At 32.4% G+C, this 21,919-nt stretch carries 22 protein-coding genes; 6 read left to right on the forward strand and 16 right to left on the reverse strand.

The genetic code is table 11. The features are described from left to right. Positions 1-96 precede the first annotated feature (96 nt). From ACZ76X_RS02485 to ACZ76X_RS02515, 7 genes are all read right to left on the reverse strand, one after another. Positions 97-483: a DUF3887 domain-containing protein gene (locus ACZ76X_RS02485; RefSeq protein ID WP_479849406.1), complete on the reverse strand. Its 387-nt coding sequence runs from the start codon at positions 481-483 to the stop codon at positions 97-99. A 2-nt stretch (positions 484-485) separates the two neighbouring features. Continuing rightward, positions 486-1,163: a YhfC family glutamic-type intramembrane protease gene (locus ACZ76X_RS02490; protein WP_479849407.1), complete on the reverse strand. Its 678-nt coding sequence runs from the start codon at positions 1,161-1,163 to the stop codon at positions 486-488. An 89-nt stretch (positions 1,164-1,252) separates the two neighbouring features. Then, complete coding sequence (locus ACZ76X_RS02495) at positions 1,253-2,569, reverse strand: GHKL domain-containing protein (protein ID WP_479849408.1); 1,317 nt, start codon at positions 2,567-2,569, stop codon at positions 1,253-1,255. After that, positions 2,569-3,303 (reverse strand): LytR/AlgR family response regulator transcription factor, encoded by a 735-nt coding sequence (locus ACZ76X_RS02500; protein ID WP_479849409.1) that lies wholly within the window; start codon positions 3,301-3,303, stop codon positions 2,569-2,571. The genes ACZ76X_RS02495 and ACZ76X_RS02500 overlap by 1 nt, the downstream gene beginning before the upstream one ends. A 162-nt stretch (positions 3,304-3,465) precedes the next feature. Further along, the gene (locus tag ACZ76X_RS02505; protein ID WP_479849410.1) at positions 3,466-4,047 is read right to left on the reverse strand and encodes a kinase; all 582 of its coding nucleotides are present in this window, start codon (positions 4,045-4,047) and stop codon (positions 3,466-3,468) included. Then, positions 4,047-4,589: a GNAT family N-acetyltransferase gene (locus tag ACZ76X_RS02510; protein WP_479849411.1), complete on the reverse strand. Its 543-nt coding sequence runs from the start codon at positions 4,587-4,589 to the stop codon at positions 4,047-4,049. The genes ACZ76X_RS02505 and ACZ76X_RS02510 overlap by 1 nt, the downstream gene beginning before the upstream one ends. Before the next feature lie 14 nt (positions 4,590-4,603). After that, positions 4,604-4,987: a VOC family protein gene (locus ACZ76X_RS02515; RefSeq protein WP_479849412.1), complete on the reverse strand. Its 384-nt coding sequence runs from the start codon at positions 4,985-4,987 to the stop codon at positions 4,604-4,606. Positions 4,988-5,269: 282 nt separating this feature from the next. Here ACZ76X_RS02515 and ACZ76X_RS02520 point away from each other — a divergent pair, with 282 nt between their 5' ends. After that, positions 5,270-5,515 (forward strand): hypothetical protein, encoded by a 246-nt coding sequence (locus tag ACZ76X_RS02520; RefSeq protein WP_000433606.1) that lies wholly within the window; start codon positions 5,270-5,272, stop codon positions 5,513-5,515. Between the two features lie 55 nt (positions 5,516-5,570). Here the strand turns inward: ACZ76X_RS02520 and ACZ76X_RS02525 are convergent, their stop codons facing one another. Genes ACZ76X_RS02525 through ACZ76X_RS02535 form a run of 3 tightly spaced genes read right to left on the reverse strand, consistent with a single transcriptional unit; the run spans position 5,571 to position 7,183 of the window. Then, positions 5,571-6,299 carry a CPBP family intramembrane glutamic endopeptidase gene (locus tag ACZ76X_RS02525; RefSeq protein ID WP_479849413.1) on the reverse strand — a complete coding sequence of 243 codons (729 nt, stop codon included), beginning with the start codon at positions 6,297-6,299 and terminating at the stop codon, positions 5,571-5,573. Positions 6,300-6,321: 22 nt separating this feature from the next. Further along, positions 6,322-6,858 (reverse strand): DUF2812 domain-containing protein, encoded by a 537-nt coding sequence (locus ACZ76X_RS02530; RefSeq protein WP_479849414.1) that lies wholly within the window; start codon positions 6,856-6,858, stop codon positions 6,322-6,324. 7 nt (positions 6,859-6,865) lie between these two features. Further along, the gene (locus tag ACZ76X_RS02535) at positions 6,866-7,183 is read right to left on the reverse strand and encodes a PadR family transcriptional regulator (protein ID WP_479849415.1); all 318 of its coding nucleotides are present in this window, start codon (positions 7,181-7,183) and stop codon (positions 6,866-6,868) included. Positions 7,184-7,386: 203 nt separating this feature from the next. Between ACZ76X_RS02535 and ACZ76X_RS02540 the strand changes: the two genes are divergently transcribed. Genes ACZ76X_RS02540 through ACZ76X_RS02550 form a run of 3 tightly spaced genes read left to right on the forward strand, consistent with a single transcriptional unit; the run spans position 7,387 to position 10,560 of the window. Continuing rightward, positions 7,387-8,316 carry an AAA family ATPase gene (locus ACZ76X_RS02540; RefSeq protein ID WP_479849416.1) on the forward strand — a complete coding sequence of 310 codons (930 nt, stop codon included), beginning with the start codon at positions 7,387-7,389 and terminating at the stop codon, positions 8,314-8,316. Further along, on the forward strand, positions 8,313-9,476 hold the full coding sequence (locus tag ACZ76X_RS02545) for a DUF58 domain-containing protein (protein ID WP_479849417.1): 1,164 nt from the start codon (positions 8,313-8,315) through the stop codon (positions 9,474-9,476). Before ACZ76X_RS02540 ends, ACZ76X_RS02545 begins: the two co-directional genes overlap by 4 nt. Continuing rightward, positions 9,451-10,560, forward strand: a complete 1,110-nt coding sequence (locus ACZ76X_RS02550) for a DUF4018 domain-containing protein (protein ID WP_479849418.1) — start codon at positions 9,451-9,453, stop codon at positions 10,558-10,560. The genes ACZ76X_RS02545 and ACZ76X_RS02550 overlap by 26 nt, the downstream gene beginning before the upstream one ends. Before the next feature lie 56 nt (positions 10,561-10,616). On the opposite strand, the gene ACZ76X_RS02555 is transcribed toward ACZ76X_RS02550, so the two are convergent. After that, positions 10,617-12,074 carry an MFS transporter gene (locus ACZ76X_RS02555; protein ID WP_048526247.1) on the reverse strand — a complete coding sequence of 486 codons (1,458 nt, stop codon included), beginning with the start codon at positions 12,072-12,074 and terminating at the stop codon, positions 10,617-10,619. A 403-nt stretch (positions 12,075-12,477) separates the two neighbouring features. Between ACZ76X_RS02555 and ACZ76X_RS02560 the strand changes: the two genes are divergently transcribed. Together ACZ76X_RS02560 and ACZ76X_RS02565 are read left to right on the forward strand one after the other, a co-directional pair. Further along, the gene (locus tag ACZ76X_RS02560) at positions 12,478-12,738 is read left to right on the forward strand and encodes a hypothetical protein (RefSeq protein ID WP_479849419.1); all 261 of its coding nucleotides are present in this window, start codon (positions 12,478-12,480) and stop codon (positions 12,736-12,738) included. Between the two features lie 87 nt (positions 12,739-12,825). Then, on the forward strand, positions 12,826-14,322 hold the full coding sequence (locus ACZ76X_RS02565; protein ID WP_479849420.1) for a glycosyltransferase: 1,497 nt from the start codon (positions 12,826-12,828) through the stop codon (positions 14,320-14,322). Positions 14,323-14,465: 143 nt separating this feature from the next. Here the strand turns inward: ACZ76X_RS02565 and ACZ76X_RS02570 are convergent, their stop codons facing one another. The 5 genes from ACZ76X_RS02570 to ACZ76X_RS02590 form a co-directional block, all read right to left on the reverse strand. Beyond that, complete coding sequence (locus tag ACZ76X_RS02570) at positions 14,466-14,708, reverse strand: hypothetical protein (RefSeq protein ID WP_479849421.1); 243 nt, start codon at positions 14,706-14,708, stop codon at positions 14,466-14,468. 352 nt (positions 14,709-15,060) lie between these two features. Beyond that, a complete protein-coding gene (locus tag ACZ76X_RS02575) occupies positions 15,061-17,382 on the reverse strand; it encodes a glycosyltransferase family 2 protein (RefSeq protein WP_479849856.1) in 2,322 nt (773 codons plus the stop codon). Positions 17,383-17,434: 52 nt separating this feature from the next. Then, entirely contained in the window at positions 17,435-18,952 is a 1,518-nt protein-coding gene (locus tag ACZ76X_RS02580; RefSeq protein ID WP_479849422.1) for a glycosyltransferase family 2 protein, read from the reverse strand. Positions 18,953-19,175: 223 nt separating this feature from the next. Next, entirely contained in the window at positions 19,176-20,198 is a 1,023-nt protein-coding gene (locus ACZ76X_RS02585; protein WP_479849423.1) for a WD40/YVTN/BNR-like repeat-containing protein, read from the reverse strand. A gap of 296 nt (positions 20,199-20,494) precedes the next feature. Next, complete coding sequence (locus ACZ76X_RS02590; RefSeq protein WP_479849424.1) at positions 20,495-21,712, reverse strand: aspartate aminotransferase family protein; 1,218 nt, start codon at positions 21,710-21,712, stop codon at positions 20,495-20,497. Between the last annotated feature and the right edge of the window lie 207 nt (positions 21,713-21,919).

Below are 21,919 nucleotides of genomic sequence, written 5' to 3' on the forward strand. Positions count from 1 at the left end.
ACCCCTTCTCTATAGCTATGAGTTCATATTAGCACGAATAACCATAATTTGGTTATACAAAAATAGATGCAGCGGAAATTACCACTGCACCTGTTTTTATTTAATAAATAAACCTGCTATTTCTTCTTTGTCATTATAAGTTATAATATACGTCCGTTGTTCCTTACTATATTTCGCTACAAGAATAACAGTATATAAACCATCTTTTTCTTCAATCGATTTTTTCTCAATTTTTTCGAACGTACCGGCTTTCTCTATTACAGGTGTAAGATCTTTCATTTTTTCTTCTGGTAATCCAGCTTTCATTTTACTATCAAATTTTTCATGCACTTCTTTATACTTCGCTTCATTTAATAATGATACAATTTCTTCCGCCTTTGGAATAAACTTTTTTGACGTACTTTCATCTACTTTATTACCAGTACATGCTGCGAGCGCGAACGCCGCAATGACACTTATAATAATAAGTAACATTCTTCTCATTTTCATACACCCCTTCTTTTTAAAATGAAACTATAACTAAAAACAAGTAAAGCACAAATTGCTATTGAAACTTCTGATATAACGATCCCGCTTTTTCCTTGTACATATAGCGATATAATGACAGCTAATGCATTTGTAGTCCCATGGATGAGAATTGCATATACAACATAACGAAATTTCTTTTGGACGACAGCTTGCAATATAATGAAGGAAAGCCCAATATGCAATACCATCGCGAAGATGCGCTCAATACCGGCGAAATAGTAACTGTCACCATTTTGAATGGCTGTTTGTGACAATAATAGAGATATTACCGGAATGCCAACTATCAACACTGCTTCAATACCACCATGCCCTGCCCCAAATAAAAAACCAGACTTCCAATCTCGTTGTTTCATAAAATAACGCATTGCGATAAAACGCGCTATCTCTTCAAAAATTCCAGCTGATAAACTAAGCAAAAGTGCAAATAGGACAGGCTGCATAACAGAAAACATTTGAAAATCTGTGCTAGTTCCATTTATATAATTTAGTATTGGTATGCGAATCAATATTTGTGATACAACAAAAGCCAATCCACCTAACATATATGGAATATAGCGTTTCTTCCAGACAGCATATAAAAGCGCTACAAGTGGTAAACCAAAGCTAATCATTGTTGTAAAAATAAGACCATTCATCTCGCTTCACCTCTTACTTGAAGTGTATAAAAACGAGTGAAAAAAGTATGTAGTTCTTTCCTATTCGGTTACATTTTCATCATAGATGGTCATTTTATCTCTTTTAATATAAATGTTTGCGTGAAATACGGACTTACATAAGTTGTTTCTAACGTCGCATTATTTGTTTTATTCATGATCCGTTTTAACGAGAATAACCCGTATCCTCTAGCTGCTTTTTTACTTGAATAGTTTCTCTCATAAATTTTTTGCAAATCAATTGCTTCACCCTTTGAACTATTGCGCACGATAAAATATTGTCGTGAATCCATTTCAAAAAATGCAATTTGCAATATCTTTTCCTCACTATGTACCGCTTCTTCAATTGCATTATCTACTAAAACTGAAATGATGCGAATAAATGAAATGATTTTCATTGAAACACTTTCAATGTTCTCTGGTATATCGAGCATTACTTTTATTTGTTGCTGCTGGGCAGTGCCTACTTTCGCCCTTAATACACTTCTCACTTCAGGAATATGTATGCGAGATAATTTCGCAATATCAAGTTCATGATCATTTATTGTTTTTAATGTAGGAGCTATAACGTCATAGTACACTTGCTCAATTTTTTTCACATTTTTTGTACGTATGCCCTCTTCTAACGATAGTAATACGTTCATATAATCATGACGGAAACTAGCGAGCTCATCGTGCATATCTTCTAATTTCTCTACATAATCTAATAACTCTTTATCTAAACGTTTTTCATGCTCTTCTCGTAACTTTTCTTTTGATAAGTGTGAGCTTATTAGCACAATGATTAGTAATAATAAAAATATAATAATCGCTGAAATATAACTTACTTCACTGTATTGTTGATTTAATTGTGCTAAAAACTCAGTTGATGGCTGAGTTAAAATTAGTTCAATAATAAATCCGGCAATTAATAATATATAAGTTACATAGTATAGCGGACTACCGACTATATATTGAGCAATTTTTCGGACTCTTTTGCGAGCTACAAAAATACCGATAAAAGTAAGTGTCGATACGGTAAGATGAATCACGCTTCCTGTCCATAAATATAAATTGAATGGCGTTAACATAAAGATTTTCATTCCTAAATCCAAAAGTAACATTTTTACTAACGTTATAATCACCATGCTCACTAGTGCAAAATATACATTATGCTTAAGTTTTAGTTCATTTTGCATTAGTCCTAAACTTATTAAAAATAACACAATCGTACTATTCAATTCTGGATATCTCGTTACTGTTACGACAATCGCAAGTAAAATAATGAATACCGCACTTAAAGCTATTAACATTCTATATGACAATCTATTATACCGGATTAATTGAATGTACAAAAACGTATGGCTCATACTAGTAAGCAGTATTGCAAATAAATCATAAATATACATTACATCTCACCCTTTAATATGTTACGTACTTTACTCACTAAACGACGTGATACTGGAATGCGTTTCCCGCTTTTTAAAACTATCATTTTCTGCTTCGCATCATAAGAAGACATTTGCTTCGTATTCACGATATATGATTGATGACATCGAAATAAACGTTCATCGATTATTTCAATTTCCTTTAAAGTTCCATAAAAATAAACGATTCGATCTAATGTCACTAATGCTACACGGTGTGGTTCATCGGTCATAACGTATTCAACTTCATGAAACGGAACCCGTACAGTCGCATTACTATTTTCAACGATAAAATCATCAGATGGAATGAAATGCTTATTACGCGCTTCATATTGAAGTAAACATTGTTCAAAAATGTTACACCTCTCCTCATATGGCAACCCTTTATCAATAAAAGTTAAAGCTGATACCATGTATTGATATGAAATAGGTGCAAATTCAGAATGCGTCGTTACAAACACAATAATTCCTTGCGTATCATACTTTCGTATTTCTTGCGCCACTTGTAACCCTTTACGCTCTTCTCTTTTTATCTCTATATCTAAAAAATAGATTGGGACATACTTCGCCTTTGGAATGTTAGTAATAATGTTTTCACTTTTACTAGTTACCTCAATAAAGTCAAAAGGCAACATATATTTCTCACAAATCTCTTCAACTAACCGCTTCATTTGCTGCGCCTGTATGACATCATCTTCTAAAATGAAAATACTCATGTGATCACTCGCTTTATTGAAATCTTTTTATCTATAAATTTATCTATATCTATATAATTCAAATTGTTATACTAATCTCCTTCCTAAGAATTAAAATAATTAATTTGCTATTACATAGAGAAACCTCAACTATTCAAACACAAAGTTGAGGTTTTCTTAAAATCATTCTATAATTAAATCCGTCCGCTCCTTCGGTAATTCCATTTCTAAGTAATAATCCTCTGCTTTCCAATACCTATTTTGAAACTTCGAAAGTTTCTTTTGTGTCTCTTCGCTTTCCCGCAGAAACCGTGTCTCTCTTGGACAATCTAAATACACCATATAATGAAAGAAATCTCTCCATTCTTTTCGTTGTAAAAAAACACCTTCAATTACAATTACACCTACTATGGGAATCTGTACTTTTTTCATTTCGCATGAATCTGTCACATCATGATAGAACGGTAAATTCAGTTTTGTTTCATTTTGTAATTTCTGAAAAAACTTCTGCTGAAGCCACTCAATATCCCATTGTAAATAATAATACTCATACCATTCTTCATATCCAGTATCATATCGTTTATTACGCTCTACTATATGATCATCAATATGAAAAATATGAAACGGAATACTTTCTTGTTTCATATTTTCCTTTAAGTTTGTTACAAACGTTGTTTTTCCTGATCGACTTAAGCCATCAATACCTAAAATAAATCGATTTTCTTTATGTTTCTTTATTATATTTATAAGCTCATTTGTACTCATTATTTCTTCCACTCTTCTTTTAATAACGAGTATAAAATCGTATCATGGGCAACTCCATTTTGAATCATATGTTTTCGAAGTAATCCTTCTTCTTGAAAACCTGCTTTACTTAATAATTTTTGAGAAGCTTTATTCTCCACGTATACAACAGCGGCAATTCTCGTAAGTTGCAATGTTTCAAACCCGTAAGCTAAAATCGCCTGTAATGCTTCTGTTGCGTATCCTTGTCCCCAATATGTATCGTCTAATTCATAACCAATTTCAGCTCGCTTATGATGCTTGTTTATTAAATGAAATCCACAAGTTCCAATTAATTGGCCCGTGCCCTTTTTCTCAATTCCCCAGCGAAATACACTTCCCTCTTCATAACGATTTTTAAACGTTTGAATCGCTGTTTTCGCTTGCTCAATATTTTTGAAAGAATCCATTCCGAAATAACGTATAACAGATTCTTTTGAAAAATAACGGAACATCGTTTCTGCATCTAACAGTGTTAGTTCTCTTAATACTAAACGTTCTGTTTCTAGTTTCGGAAACCCCATCTCTTTTTCTCCTTCTATTCTAATGAACTGCAAATTTCAATATAATTCCCATCTGGATCGGCAATGTATGCAATTGTTTGCCCCCACGGTTTTACAATTGGTTCAACTAAAATCTTAATTCCTTGCTCTCTAAATTGCTCAATCGTTTCTTGTACATTTTCAACAACGAATCCCAATTCAAAATGAGAAGATTGTAACTCGCCTTCTGTAAGTGGTAGTCCTGTTAATTCTTTCACATCTTGCCTCGTGTTCATCGCTAAAATAGTAGAACCAGTATTAAATTCAATATATGTACCATGCTCTGCTTTTATAGGTAACTGTAAAATATCTTTATAAAACCTTACACATTCTTCAAACTTTTCTACATATAAAATAATGTACTTCATTTGTAAATCCATTTTACATCCCCCTTTATATCCATCCCTAAAAATTCGACAAAAGTCTCTTAAAAACCTTGTTCCTTATAGTAACGAGCACAAAAAAATGGGGCCGATTTCTCGGCCCCCAGCTTATTGGCATAAAACAGGAGATTTGGTTTGGACATAACCAGTTCGTACCTTTATTATATTTTATTTTTTCTGAATTTTAAATGCATTAAACACCTATTTATATTGAGAAAGTTTTTTTTGTTGCATAAAATTAAAGAATTTAAGAAATGCTACAAATGGAGGTGTATACATATGGAACCAATGCTATGTCCAAGCTGTAAAACAAACCGTACTCGCTTTAATATTCTTGAACAACAAGTAAAACCAGTCAAGTTAAATCCACAAACTGGTCAAGTAGAAGAAGAATACACAAATGAAAATATGAATGCTTTTCATATGGCCTATCAAGGACCAACATACAGAGTCCAATGCGCTGTATGCGGACTCGTTGAAAACCCAGAGCAATTTATTAAACCTGCGCAAAATCAATCTTTCTAATAAAAAAAGTTGCTTGTGTTTCAAGCAACTTTTTTAATCTCATTTTACATTTACTTTAGACTCTCTGTAATATTACTTTTCCTTTCAATATAAATAAGCGGACAAGTACAAGTAAATCTATAAGCATATGTATAATTATAGACGGATAAATTGATCCAGTTGCAACATATACTCTTCCTAACATGAAACCTAAAATCGTTGTCCCCACTATACCTTTCCAACCTTGATAAAAATGCGCTAAACCAAAAATGATTGACGAGATAACTAGTACCCATATTATTGATAGCACTGGGAAAATCTGTGATAAGTAATTCATCATGAAAGAACGAAATAATAGCTCTTCTGTTACACCTGCTGTAATGCAAATAAAAATCCATAGTATTGTTTCTCGATAATTATTAGGGAGCATTTCTGAAGCATCACTCATTTGTCTTTCTGTATACCTTTGAAAAAGTTTATTTTTCTTTAAAATAATCAACGGCACTATTAACCCAATACATACACCTATCCACCATGATATGTTCATATCTTCAAAATACTTACTCACCATATAATTAGCAGATGGTAGTTTAAGTCCATACTCCTCAAATGGGATATTGATTGAGTATGATGTTATTAACATAATGATGGTTAACGCCCACAGTAAACTCATTGTTCTTATATAAAAAGAAACTCTTGCATTTTTATTTGTTTGTATATCTTCTTTCAACTTATTGTACAACCATTTGCCAAGAACCCCTTCACCTAACGTCAAATATATAAATAACATAGTCAAAATAATCATGTTAATTCCCCTTTCTATATTTTTACAGGATTTCTTTTTTTAACTTTTTTATCTTCCAAAATAACCTTACAAATATATACACATACATACAACCTAAAAATCCAATTACACCTTTTATCAAAATTGGAATCCTAACTTCCGAAGAACTTAGGAAACTAGGAGTCATGCATAGCATTGCAAATGAAAAAACAAATACAAGAAATTTAAATAAGTCTTTAAACTTTTCAATTTTAGTCTCTTTTTCTGAATATATATCTGGCAACTCATCATCATCAGCTACGTCCTTGCAAAAGTAGTGCCATTTGGTGAAACTAGTTACATGTTTCCAACCACACATTTCATATAATTCAATATATTCTTTTTGTTTTTCCTTTGAATCTCTATAATCCATTCTAAAATCAGCTTTATAGATTATATCTTTCGGCTCAGTTTTCTTAAACGTATACATCATATTATAATTTTGTAGTGCCCATCCTTTTTGATGCATTTTCCGTAAAAAAACTTCTTCTTTTTCTAAACTCCATGCCGCGAAAAATTTCAATACCTTCTTTGTCTTCATCTTCTATTCACTCCCCTAATATACTATTTCCATTTCTTACAGATCTCTGTAACCTGTTATACTCTAGTTCTAATACTTCTCTACCAAGTGACGTTAACTCATAGCATTTCTTTCTATCTGTAGAGGTAACTTCAACAATTAATTTTTCTTTTAATAACTTCGTTGTATTCCCGTATAAAGTACCAGGACCGAGTTTTACTTCCCCATTTGTCATCTCTTCTACCATTTGCATAATTCCATATCCGTGCATTGGTTTCACTAATGACAACAGTATGTAATATGTCGCTTCTGTTAACGGAATGTATTTTTGCGCTTTCACATTCATTATAACTACCTCCGATACATCGTTTGGTGATATATCGACTAGCGATATATCGTATATCGATATTATATATTCACATTCCAAGATATGCAAGTATAATTTAATAATCTGATAGCCACTTCTTTGAACTGAAAATTATATAAATTTTCTGAATTATTTGTTAAAATATAGAAATATCCGTTTATTTTTTGAAAGGAATGGTACATATGATAAATAAATTGAAAGAAAATATAGGATCAGTTTTTGTCGGTAAAGAAAATGTAATTGATTTATTACTTGTTTCTTTACTTGCAGATGGACATGTACTGCTTGAGGATGTGCCTGGTACGGGGAAAACGTTACTAGCGAAAGCACTTTCAAAAAGTATTGGTGGTAATTTTTCTCGCGTCCAATTTACACCGGATGTACTTCCGAGTGATGTAACAGGTATTGAATATTTCAATCCGAAAACGAGTGAATTTGAGTTAAGACTTGGACCAGTTATGACGAATATTTTGCTTGCGGATGAAATTAACCGCGCTATGCCTAGAACACAATCTAGTTTATTAGAATCGATGGAAGAACGACAAGTAACACTTGAAAAGCAATCTACACCTCTTCCGAAACCTTTCTTTGTTATTGCGACGCAAAATCCAATTGAATCACAAGGAACGTTTCCTCTTCCAGATGCACAGCTTGATCGTTTTTTAATGACCATTTCAATTGGTTATCCTGATCCCGAAGATGAGTTAAAAATGATGCGTCGTTTCCGCAACGATACGCCATTAGAAAGCGTTAAATCTGTTATTTCTTTAGGAGACATTTTAGAAGCACAGAAGCGTGTAAAAGAAATTTTTGTATCTGAACCGTTAGAACATTACATTATTAAACTTGCTCATGCTACAAGAAATCATGATTACATTGCTAACGGTGTAAGTCCACGTGCCACACTTGCTTTAGTGCGCGCAGTACAGGCATTAGCATTTTTACGAGAGAGAGAATATTGCACGCCAGAAGATATACAATTGTTAGTTCCCTCTATTTGGAATCACCGCATCGTCTTATCAATGGAAGGTGCATTACGTACGACAAAGAATGAAATGATGCAAAGGATTTTAAAAGAAGTTGACGTACCAGTGGAGATTGAACAAACATGAATGGACAGCGCGTTGTAACTGTACCTTTATTTTTTCAACTTCATATTATTCAACTTTCTGTTCCATGCGCTATACTATTTACATTTTTCATGCCACAACGAATTATTATGTTTTTCTTTTTCTTCTACTATTTATTTGCGATTTTCATTTATAAATATGTCGCTTATATAGAGAAAAAATTTCAAGTGATAAACGAGAAACAAACAACTCGGTTATTCCCTAATGAATCTGGACAGTTTTTCATTCATTTAAAAAATGGAGCAAATATACCACTCGTTAACGGTGTTTGTTATTTTCATTTAAATCCGTCCCTACTACCACAAAGAGATCAAGGTATTGAACAAATATCCAAAACGCTATTTTCTTTCCCGTTTTCCCAGCCTGCACATTCAGCGCAAAAATGGGATTTAACATTAACCGCAACAAAGCGTGGTGTGTTTCAAATTGAACAGTTCGAATGTGTCTTAAAGGATCCTTTTCATCTTTTAACTGTACATTTGCCCATTCTTGATAAATTACGGACTGAAATTATTGTGTACCCTTCTCCTAAAGAAGTAGCAGGACTGCAAGAACTTCAGCAACTTTTAACAGGATCTTATCGAACGAATTTTTCTTTTTACAATGATGAAACATCTATTATCGGTGTTAAACGATATGAACGTGAATCTTTCCGTTCTATTCATTGGAAAGCATCCGCTAAAATGCAGGAATTACAGGCAAAGCAATATGAACCTGTAAAAAATTATAGTTGGACAATTTGTCTTTCTTTAGCGGCTAATCGTGGATTTGGTTGGAAAGATAATATAGAAGACCTTATTTCATTTGCAACATACATTTGCCAATATGCAACGAAGCATCAAATACCTTTTGAATTATTTATAAGTGTATTAGCTGAAGGTGGTCCTCTGCACTTACCATTAAACGAAGGACAAACACATTACGGAATATCTTTAGAGGAATTAGCGCGTATTTCAGATGATAGTACGTTACTTCCGAAACCAGGGTTCCTTCATTATGTAGAGAGAAAAAGGGAACGATCATCCACAATGATATACATTGGTTTACAGAGAAATGAACTCCCTCTTCCCTCTCAGCCTACGTTTCTCATTACTAACGAAGGGATGGTGGAAAAGGTTGAAAACTTGGCTCTATCACGTTAATGACTTTATTCTGCTGCTCCTCCTTTCGTTAGTAACAGAAAGGGATGAATTTGTTGCTATTACTATATTTTTAGCAACAGGCTATATGGGAGTATTGCTTATCTATAAACTAATGAAGAAAAAAACAACAGGTTTTGTCATACTGTTAATGACTCAAATAATCGGTTGTTCTATCTTTCTCCCTTTCTCGCTATTTGGCACAATTATGTTACCGCTTTTCTTCTTTATCGTACATGTAGTCGGGCCTGGATATCCAGTTCAAAAATCGTTAGGCGGCATAGTTTGGTTTAGTATTTCAGCTATACTTTATGCGCCCTTTCCACCTTTGTGGAAACTGTTACTATTAGTTTTACACATTATGATTACCTTTTGGTTAACCGGGGCAAATCGTAATCAACAGTTATTACGTTTCGCTTCTCTTATTACGATTGGAATAATTAGCGCTTTCCTTATTCCTATTTCCCCATACATTCGGCTTCTTTTTTCTTATGTCGTACAAGTAGTTGCTTTAGGATTTGGATACGCCATTAATCCGTTATTTTCAGCAGCTGAATTAAAAGAAACTGACGACTTTTGGTCGAATAAAGGGAATTTAAAGGATCCTCAAATTAAAGATGAATTTGGGCAGCGTGCTTTTGATCCAACACTTATAAATAGCATTACAATAATAGTCTGTACAACCATTGCTATTTACGTCGTTTGGAAAATAATAAAAAAACGAAAACAATTCAGTTTACCAAATATATCCACCTTTAAATCTACTATCATTACTGATAAAGAAGGTATGAGCCAAAAACGTTTGAAACAAAACAAACCACCACATAATGAAATTCGAAAAGAAATTTTCAAACTTGAAAGTAAGTTAACTCCCCCTTTAAATAGAAAAAGAGGAGAAACTGTTGAAGCATGGTTAGGACGAATCAATAGTGAAGAAGATATAAATATTGTGAGTCATATTGTTATAGATGCTTATAATATAGTGCGTTATTCAAATGATGAGAATATGATGCTACTTCAGGAATTTAAGGAAGAGATTCATAAGCTTTATGTGTATCAAAAGAGTTTGAAGAAAAAAAAGAAATAACACAACAAAAAGACTCCTATTTTCATAGGAGTCTTTTTGTACTTCTACGTTACTTTTTAAATTGAAGCGTTTTTCCCTGCTTCAATTTCTAATGACTCTTCATGCCACCAAAGTGTTTCTTCAGGATCTTCTTTAGCAATTTGATGTGCTTCTTTTTTCGTTTCTACTGTAGGATATGAACCTTTTAGTGCACGTCCTGAAGTTGTAACGAATAAAACGCTAAATACGACTAATCCAATAACACTTACACCTGCTAAATAAAATGCTGGTGCCAGCGGGTTACCGGTTGCATGAACTAAGTATGAACATACGAGCGGTGTTGTTCCACCGAATATCGATACAGAAATATTAAATGAGATCGAAAGTGCTCGATAACGTACATCGGTGAAAAAGAGTGATGGTAATAAGGAAGGTAATGTTCCTTCATATACACTTAAGAAGAAACCTAATACGAAAATACCTGCAAATATAGCTGCAATATGCCCGTTACCTATTAGTAAAAATGCTGGAATTGCAAATACAGTTAAACCGAGTAAGCCGATTTGCACGACGCGTTTATTACCAATTTTATCACTTAATTTACCGAAATATAGTGCTAGTGGAATCATAAGTGCCATCGTAATAGAAATAATTAATAAGCCAGTTGTTTCTTTGACTTTAAGTACTTGAGTTAGATAAGAAGGAATATACGAAAGAATCATATAATTTGTAATATTAAAGAAGGCGACAATTACTGTGCTTAATAAGAAGTCTTTTTTGTGATATTTCATAATATCCATAAATGAAAATTGTTCATTGTCTTCAGATTCCTCTTGTGCTTTTTCCATCTCTTCAAAGATAGGAGATTCATCTAAATGACGGCGTAAATATAAACCGACCAAGCCAATTGGTGCAGCTATTAAGAAAGGAATACGCCAGCCCCAGCTGAGCATTTGTTCATCTGTTAACAATAACGTCAAAATGGTAACAATTACCGATGCAGCAATGTAACCTGAGAGTGTTCCAATTTCAAGACCACTACCGAGTATACCACGCTTTTTATCTGGAGAAGATTCTGCGATATAAACCATTGCACCTGAATATTCGCCGCCTGTAGAGAAGCCTTGAATCATTCGGGCAACTAAAAGTAGTATTGGTGCCCATACACCAATTTGTTCATAGGTTGGTAGTAATGCGATGAATAATGTAGAAAGTGCCATTAAAATAATAGTAGTACTTAACACGATTTTTCGGCCGTACTTATCTCCTATTCTACCAAAGAATACACCTCCGATTGGTCGAACGAGAAAGGCTGCTGCAAATGTACCGAATGTAAGTACAAGTTGCAATCCACTATTATCAACACCTGAGAAGAATAATTGACTTAAGATAACCGCTAAATACGCGTATAATCCGAAGTCAAACCACTCCATTGCATTCCCTATACCAGTAGCAACTACTGCTTTCCTGGCTTGTTTAGGATTGACAATATTAACGTCTTGAGGTTCAAAATTTAAATCATTATTTTGTTGCATATAATAAAACAGCTCCTTTTTTAATTTAACTTCTTTAAGCACACCTTCTCTTATTGAATAAAATTAATTCGAAGCACTTAAGGAAAAGCAACGTCTCCTTTTCTGTTATTATTATTTCACATAATTAATTATTTGTCCAATTAAATGCTCTTTTTGTATAAATTTACACCCTATTTAACTTTTCATAAAATGAAGTTTAGGCTATATAATATATACCTTTACACTACAAATGAACCTTTCATTTATTTATATGTATAACGTTCCTATAATTGTTTCCTCTAACTTAGAAATCAGTAACTTTTACTTAAGATTTGCATATATTTAAAAAGTGAACTCACTGGCTCGACTTCTGTTTTATTACATTCAACCATAATATTATTATAGTTTTAAAGGAGGCTATTTTATGTTGGAAATAATACTTGTAGTTGCTACTGTTTCTTTTCTCTTAATTATTTCTGGATTTTTCATTATCTTAAAACAATATAAAGAAATTAAAAATATAAAGACTATATTAACTACAAAAAAAGAAAATGAGAAAACTTCCCCCGAAAACTCCATCCCTTTGCAATTAGACCTTAGTGTTCTCAATAATTTACTCGCTTCTGGAATAAATAAAAACTCTAATTCAAGTAATGAAAATTGTGAGTTTGATAAAAACAAATGATTGTTATGCTTATGCCAAAAAGAAAATATATCTCCTATTTTATCTAATCTTATTAACAACTACCTCTGATTAAAAAGGAGACTGCTTATGTGTAAAAATTCAATTTCTATTATTATCCCCATACAACATAAAATAAAAAATTTACCTAGAATTTTGGAAGCATGTAAACAACTACAGCCTTTAGAAATTATCCTTACTATTAACGGATATACTCAGGATTCAATTGAGAGTGCAGATTCCTACAATTGTGAAATTATTACACTAGAAGAACCGATAGAATCTACTAATCTTTATGTAATTGGCGCAAAAAAAGCAAAGGGGCAGTACCTCTTATTTTTAGATGAAAATTACATTATTGAATCCTCCTCACTTATACTATTTCTTCAACCATTACGAAATGGATCGGCTGACGTCGTATTAAATAATTTAGATGAATTTTTTTATCAAAAACAACAGCCAAATATAGCAATGATTTGGCAACAAGTTACAAATCATTTTTTTCATCGTCCAGATTTACATGTTAACTCCTTATTATTTCCTCCCTATGCAATGACAAAAGAATTGCTTGGGGTAATTACTCCAGATAGTTTATCAAATCCAATATTGGCACAAATGAAAATTATTGAACATAAATTTCGTATTTGCGATCAATTCAACATTTCTATCCCTCAATTCCCCTCTTTTCCTTCAACTCAACTCATTTATTATCATCTTGAAGCCATTGCAAATTGGATAAGTAAAATGCAAAATCTAAGAGGAAACTATACCGATAATAATCGAAAGCGTGATATTATTTTAGGACTTCAAAACGGGGAACAAAAATACATCCCAAAAATAAGTACAGGTAAAGAGTTTTATTCGAATACTTATGGAGATAAACAATTATCAGTTATCATCCCTGTTCAAAATGAAGAAAAAACGATAGAATCTGTCATTTTTGAGGTACAGAAATTAAAACCTTTTGAAATTATCGTTATTGTTAATGGATCAACAGATAAAACAGAAGAATTGGCGAAGGGGTGCGGTGCAACAGTTATAAGTTACGAAGAAGCGCTTGGAAATGATACAGGACGTGCTGTTGGTGCCTTTTTTGCAAAAGGTGACATACTATTATTTATAGATGGTGATTTCTTAATTTCTAGTTATGATTTATTACCGTTTGTACAATCTATCCAAAACGGCACGGACTTAGCTTTAAATAAACTAGAGCACTACTATATGTATCGTCTACCGTATTCTATCGTCACTGCATGTAAATATGCTATCAACTTAGCGTGTAATCGGAAAGATTTAGGTATGGGATCCACAATTGCTGTCCCTCATGCTTTTAGTCGAAAATGCATTCATACAATTGGGTTTGATTCACTTCTTTCACCAACCTTAAGTCAAGTGAAAACAATTTTAGCAGGCTTTCATGTACAAAATGTCCATTCTGTCGATGTTGATAAATTGAATCGTGTTCGACCTGAAAAACACTTCTCTGAGGAAGGTTCCCTTTCATTAGCAACACAACAAATCATTGGCGATCATATAGAAGCAATTTCTTACCTCATCGAACAAAAAAGAGGTAAAGAGTGCTTTTAATTATACATCCTGTCTACTAAATAATATATTATCTCATTTTTAATATATGACAGAATAAAAAAGATGGGTTGTAACCATCTTTTTTATTTTTACATTAGATCAAAAGAAAAGTAGCAGGCAGGCTTTTCATTTCTGTATCTTTCTTAAGAAGTTTGAAAAGAGAGGCTTGTTAATGAAGAGTCAACACTTAAATCATCTTTTAGTGCAATTGAGAAACATGCAACTAATGGTAAAGTAATTACAATTGATCCACTAGGAGTAATTACAATTGTAGGACTTGTCCCACATTCGCCCCCACAATCTACTACTGCATAAATTCCACTACCAGGGGTAATTGTAATTTTAAGACACACATCTAAACAAACATTATTCGTAATACATGCCATAACTCTCCCTCCTTTCTTTTAACAATATATGCAATTTATTGAATTCGGACACGACTCTCCTACTAAATTTTATAAAATAGATGCTATTTTACTATTCGTTTTATAGGTAATTAACGTTTGCTTAAACTATCTAAATCAAAAAAACTCATATCATCTTTTACTGAAATAGAAATAAATGCGATAAATTGAAATAAAAAAGTAAAAAACCTCTTCATATATTTGAAGAAGTTTTTACTTTTCACTTACACCTGAACCAAAAGAGTAACTTTTTTAAAATTTTGTTTTCATAACAACGCTCAACTTACACTTTATCCGTTGCTATTTCACGCTTATTAGTAAAGGAAATTCCAAATTAAAATAAATCTTTAAAATCCCTATTCTTTAGTAAATAAGAAAGCCCTTCTATATGATCACCGGTAATTCTCAATACAGCTGGTGGATGTCCTACTTTTGCAAAGTGTTCATTTGGACGAATACGATTTGGTTTCATTACATCTACAAAATGGACACATTCGACTTTATACCCTTCTAATATTGCCTTTACTTGTGCAACACACGCTGTGTGAAGAGTGTCCCAGCCGATCCCCTCTAAACATTTTCTACTAATAGCATGGGGAACAGCAATTGTAGATCCTACCCCTAAATCTTTACGGTTACAAGCAATATTCAACATATATTTATATAAACTTACAATATATAGAGGAAATCTAAGATTTAAATTTAAATCATTTAAAACCATATCAACACCATCCGCAACAGCCTGCGTTAACGGATGAAGATCTTTTGCTGGAATAGCAAAATCAGCATCAATAAAGAGAAGTATATCCCCGGTGGCTTCTTGTGCACCAATTGCCCGTCCTACATCATGCCCTAATCTTTCTTCATAAACAATTACCGTTGCCCCTGATTGCTTAGCGATTACTTCTGTCTGATCTGTTGACCCATTAATGACAACAATTATTTCTTTCGGTTCAATTTTTCTTGCCTCAAGGATAACTTCTTTAATTGTCGCTTCTTCATTTTGTGCTGGTATAACAATTGATAACTGTTTTCCATTATAAATTGATGAATTCATACCCCATCCTTTATGGAAACGTGAATAACTCTTTTGTTTTTTTAGTTGCTCTATAATGTCTCTTTTTCTTCCTCCATCTGTATAGTTCCCTCTAGCATCTTTTCGTTGTAACCAACTTTCTAAAGCTTTTACATTCTCTTTAATCTCACATACTTCTAATTTAGTTAATTCATTTTTATAGAAAGAGGTGTTGTTTGGGGCTATATTATTTAAAGAGGTGTTAGTGATGGCTGACGAGGAATGTAGTCGCCACCCTTTCTCAATAAGAGTTATTTGAGATAGAACGGGATTTTGCAAAGTGTCATATCCAATGTCTTCAATTGTTTTTTTAGCAATAGCATATGGCATAGATAACATCGACTCATATTTTAAATCCATACGCCCCAATACATCGTTTACTATTTTTCTATACACCATAGCAATACTTGGCCATTCTACTCTCATCTTTTCAAAACATACGGAGTCTATGTTATTTAAGATTACATCCTGTTCCTTTTTCAGTATCGGTTCTATAAATCGCTCTAATTCTACCGAAAAAATAACATCTTCCCCATCTAAAAATAAGACTACATCTCCATTGGCGATTTTCGCTCCATGAACAGGTGCTTTCCGTTTATTTTTCTCTTCTATAACAATAACGTTACTTTCAACAAATGTAGGTATAGCTTGTATTGCACTCATTCTATCATCAGTCACAATAATAATTTCTAGTGGTTTTATATGCTGCACTTTGTTTAAAATTTGATTCAATTTCGATTTTTCTTTTCCTAAAACTATAACGACTGACAGCCCCACTTCTTTTTGTTCTTCTTTTATAATTTGGTTAGGTTTTACTTTTTTTATATATTCAATTGTTTCGCTCTTACCTACAGCTGCATGCCCTGCTTTTTTATCGAAATATAAGTCTATTACAATTTGATTTATTTCCGTATCTTTATCCAGTTGTTCTAATTCAGAAATGAATGGTAGTAAATGATTTTGCACATCAAATTCACATGCAAAATTTTGTAAGAAATAAATATTCGGTACATATTTAATGTGATTAAAAAATTTCACAACATTAATTCTTTCCCCAAATTTCTCCTCAACTTCTTCTCTTGATAAACCTGGATAAGACAAATCGAAAACTAGATTTATTGGTACAGGTATCCATTTTAATAAATTTGTTTGAGGATTATTAATTAAAGCTGTGGAGCCCTTAACGAATCCAGCTAAAATTAAAGACATAAACCCTCCCCCGGAACTACCATAAAACAACACATTTTTCGAATCAATTTTTAACTTTGTAAATAATATTTCTAAAATATTTGCTATATCTTGTAGATAAAATCTATCTAACTCCCCTTGTCCCCAACCTAAAGATAATTTTCCAAGATATAATGTAGGATCATTATAATATATAACAGTATCTTCAAATTCATCCATCCATGAATGTCGATGAAAAATAGGTGGGCCAATTGGCTGTTCTTGAAATCCACCTGCTCCGGATCCAAAAACAATAGTGTTAGAAGCATTAGGCTTAATACGAATTAAAAATTCATACGTTACTTTATCCCAATCAACCTTGAGTATAAACGGTTCTGTAGTTTGAAAATCCATTTGCCATAATTCTTCATATGAAATGTTAATTTTTTTGTACTGGTCTAACAGTTTAATCACCCTTTCCATCTATTTTGAGATGTTCTATTAAGTAAGAGAGAGCTTCAACGTGATCTCCAATTATTCTTAATACTGCTGGAGGATGTCCATTATGACTTACATTCTCCATTAAACGAATTCTATTCGGTTTTACAACATCAACGTAATGTACACATTCTACTCTATACCCTTGTAATATAGCTTTTACTTGTGCAAGACTAGGGCATAGTAAACTTTCCCACCCTATTGCATCTAAGCATGATCTACTCATAGCATGTGGAATGGCTACTAATGAGCCATTACTTAATTCTGGTCGATTATATGCTAAATTAAGCATATATTTTACGACGTCTACAACATAAAACGGAGGATGTAACATCGGATTCAAATCATTTAATGCTATGTCTACACCAGCTGAAACTGCTTTTGTAAAGTGATGTAAATTACTTCCTGAAACGCTAAAATCACCATCAATAAATAAAAGAATATCTCCTGTAGCTTCAAGCGCTCCAATAGCACGTCCAACATTATGACCAAGTCGTTCGTTATATTCAATAATAGTAGCACCAAGTCTTTTAGCGATACTGGCCGTTTGATCTGTCGAACCATTTACAACGACAATTATTTCTAGCGGTTCTATTTTTCTTGTCTCAAGTATTACTTGTTCTATAGTCTCTTCTTCATTTTGCACTGGTATAATGACAGAAAGTTGTTTCCCGTTATAAATTGAAGAATGCATTCCCCAGCCTCGATGATACGAAGGATACTGCTTGCTTTCACCTAATCTTTGAATAATATCCCTTCTTTTTCCTGCATCAGTAAACCCTACTCTTCTTCCCTTTTTCTCTATCCATTTGGATATACCAATTAAATATTTTTTCACTTTCTCTTTTTCATTTTCTGATAATTCTTTTTTAAATAAATACCCTTCTTCTTCTAACATTTCATCTTCAGATAATGTTTTTATTGCATATTGATCGTTAATACGCCAGCCTTGATTCACTATGTTCATATGAGCTAGAACGATATTTTTCATATAATCAAAGCCGATATTTACCACTACTTCTTTCGTAAGTGCATATGGTAATGAAAGTATTGAATTGCTTTTTAAATCTGGTCGACTTAAAATTTCATTTAACATTTTTCTCAAAACAATATCCATATTTGGACATTTACCAACTTCTATAAATTTATCTATTTTGTTTAATACTACATCAGTCTGATTTGTAACGACTGGCTCAATAAAATTCTTCATTTCATTTAAAGATAATAAAAAATTACTATCTACAAATAACAATACATCTCCTTTTGCTGCCTTTACAGAAGCTTCATACCCATCATAATACGTACTATATTTATCCATCAAAACAATATGGCATTTATGTTTCTTTGCTATTTCATACAAATTACTTCTATCGTTAGGAACGAAAATTATAATTTCAAGAGGATTTAACTTCCATATAGATTGAATTGACTCTTCTAATATTTGCTCTCTTTCACTATACAAAATAATAACCGTTAACGATTTCATTACACGCCCCCTTTACACATCATGTGACATAAAATATTAAGTATTACCATTTCCTATGAATTTGCTACTTTATTAACATATTCAAAAGTGAATTATACTGTGTAAAAACAACCGTCTATTTTTGAAAATATAAGTTCTACACTCGCTTCCTTCCTCTTATCATTGTGTGTTACAACAATCCCCATTTTAAAACAAAAAAAGCCCTAATTTCTTTAGGACTCTTTTAAATAAATTTATCAATATTATTAATTTTATATACTACCTTTTTCCATGTTATACCGCGATCTTTTGTAGTAAATATTTCTTTTTTATTACACGCCCAACCTTTACGCCGATTAAAAAAATGTAAACAAAATACATTTTTTAATAATGGATTACTTGATACTTTAATCCATTTTGATCCTTTTTTTATTATTTGGTATACACTTCCATTTTCACTATTTATAACCCAGCCATAATCGGAACTAAAAAACGAAACAGCCACTTTACTCGTATTTATTGTTTTATTTGAAATATGCCATGAATTCCCTTTATCAAATGAGTAATTCATTAAAAATACATCATCATTCATTTTAGTTGGTATTACTAATAGGTTATTTTTATAGATTGCTTTATAAGCCATAGCAGTCCCATTATTAATTCCTTCAAGACTTGGAATAGCTTTTATAGCTTGCCAACTTTCCCCACCATTTATTGTTTTAAATACCGTCGATGTTTCATAATGTTTTTGTAATGAAATAAATCCGACTAAATCGTTTATAAATGTTATCCCTGAAATACTATCACGAATACTTATATTTTTTATTACTTTCCAAGCTTTCCCTTTTGTTTTCAAATAGTATAAATTATGTTCAAATTTATTTGATGCAAGCTTTCTAGATAATACAATCCATATACTATCCATATTCGTAGCATGCAATTGCACTTGAACATCAGTCGATTTCTCCCACTCTTCTTCAACAGGTAAAATAAACTCACTCCATCTTTCGCCTCTATTAACTGTATAAAATATAGCTGGCAATAAATCGTCATTCGTTTTCGTTAAACCATATGCCCAAGAGCTTTGACCGTTTATTGGATATGCAAATAATACAATTGAATTAAGAGGATTGACAACATCCCATTCTACTCCTCCGTTTCGAGTATATAAGATGGCTTGCTTTTTATTTGTATATTGAATTCCAGCCCAACCATATTTATCCGTTCTCATTTGTAAAGAAGTAAATTGAATATCATTATTTTCCAATATATCACCTCATTCTTATTATTTATATATTCGTATGCTATTATTTTCAAAACGTTCTATCATTAGTTACTTATACCACCCGCTTTATCTACTATCTTTATACTTACTTTCCCTTCTCTTCACCACTCAAATATCATTCAATAATGTATCAAATATAGTAAAATTCCTTCTATTTTTTCCGTTATCATTTACCAACGACTGTATTTTACAAAATTCAATTATAAAAAATACACCCCAATTGTAAAACTATTTCTAACAATTAGAGTGCACTTTATATAGAATATGGCTTTTAACTTTTAAGCACTTACTACAGCAGCAACTTTATCCATACAAGAAATAAATTGAATAATAAATGCATCAATTTCTTCTTTCGTAATTATATACGGAGGGAGTAAACGAATGATGTTCCCTTGTGTAACGTCAACTAACATTCCTTTCTCCATTAGCTCTACCTGTAATTTCTTCACATTTTCATTCGTATCATTCAAACTAATTCCAAACATCATACCAGCATGACGTATTTCCTGAATATAATAAGAATTTTCTTTCTGGATTTCTTGCAACTTATCATTTAAATATAGTGACGTTTCATACGCTTCTTGCATTAAACCATCTTCAATCAATGTGTTTAATACCGTTAACCCTAAAGCTGTTCCCATAGATGAATGAGCAAACGTTGTGCCGTGATCTCCTGGTGCAAATACATCACATAACTTTTCACCTACAATAATTCCTCCAAGCGGGATTCCGCCTCCTGCTCCTTTACCAATTTGAATAATATCTGGTGTAATATTGAAATTTTGATAAGCAAATAGTTTCCCCGTTCTCCCCATACCACTTTGTACTTCATCAACAATAAGTAGTACATTGTATTTCTCACATAAGTGTTGAACACCATGTAAATATTCACGCGATAAAGGATAGATACCCCCGCTGCCTAATACAGGTTCTAACATAATCGCAATTGGATTTTCTTTAACAATTGTTTCTTCTAATTGCTCTATATTCTCGCGCTCTACTTCATATACAGGAATCGATGTTTTAGGGAAATTTTGATATACACTTTCTTGTCTCGTAAAATGAAGTGCTCCTAATGTACGCCCATGAAAACTATTCTTCATCACTACGATTCCTTCACGTTCTTCATTCGTATTAGCTCTATATTTATCAATTAATTTCAACGTTGTTTCTGTCGCTTCCGTACCAGAGTTTGTAAAAAAGACCTTTCCATTTTTTAATGAGCAATCCACTAATTTCTTTGCATATTCAATCGCAACTGGATTTAAAAAATGAAACGGCAGATGCAACGATTTTGTAACTTGTTCCATTGTCGTTTGTACAATTTTCGGATGATTATACCCTAATACGTTCACTCCGACACCAGAAAATAAGTCTACATACTCTTTACCATCCACATCATAAAGCTTGCACCCTTCTCCTCTTTCTATCGCAACCTTCGTACGACAATACGTAGACATCATATATTCCTTATCTAATTGAAACCAATCCGACATGTTAAATTCCTCCTAGTTATTTTCCCTGTTTATTTATGTTTATTCTCTATAAATTCATTTTTCAGATTAAAATTTTAATAGTAATTTTCTTCACGATATTCATTTTTCCATAATTTCTTCTATTTCAACAGGTCCACTACATGTGCATTTTTTTCATCTAGCGGTCTGTTACTACTTTGCATGTCATACATAATCAAGATTATAAAA

The organism is Bacillus sp. BC05(2025), assembly GCF_056725905.1.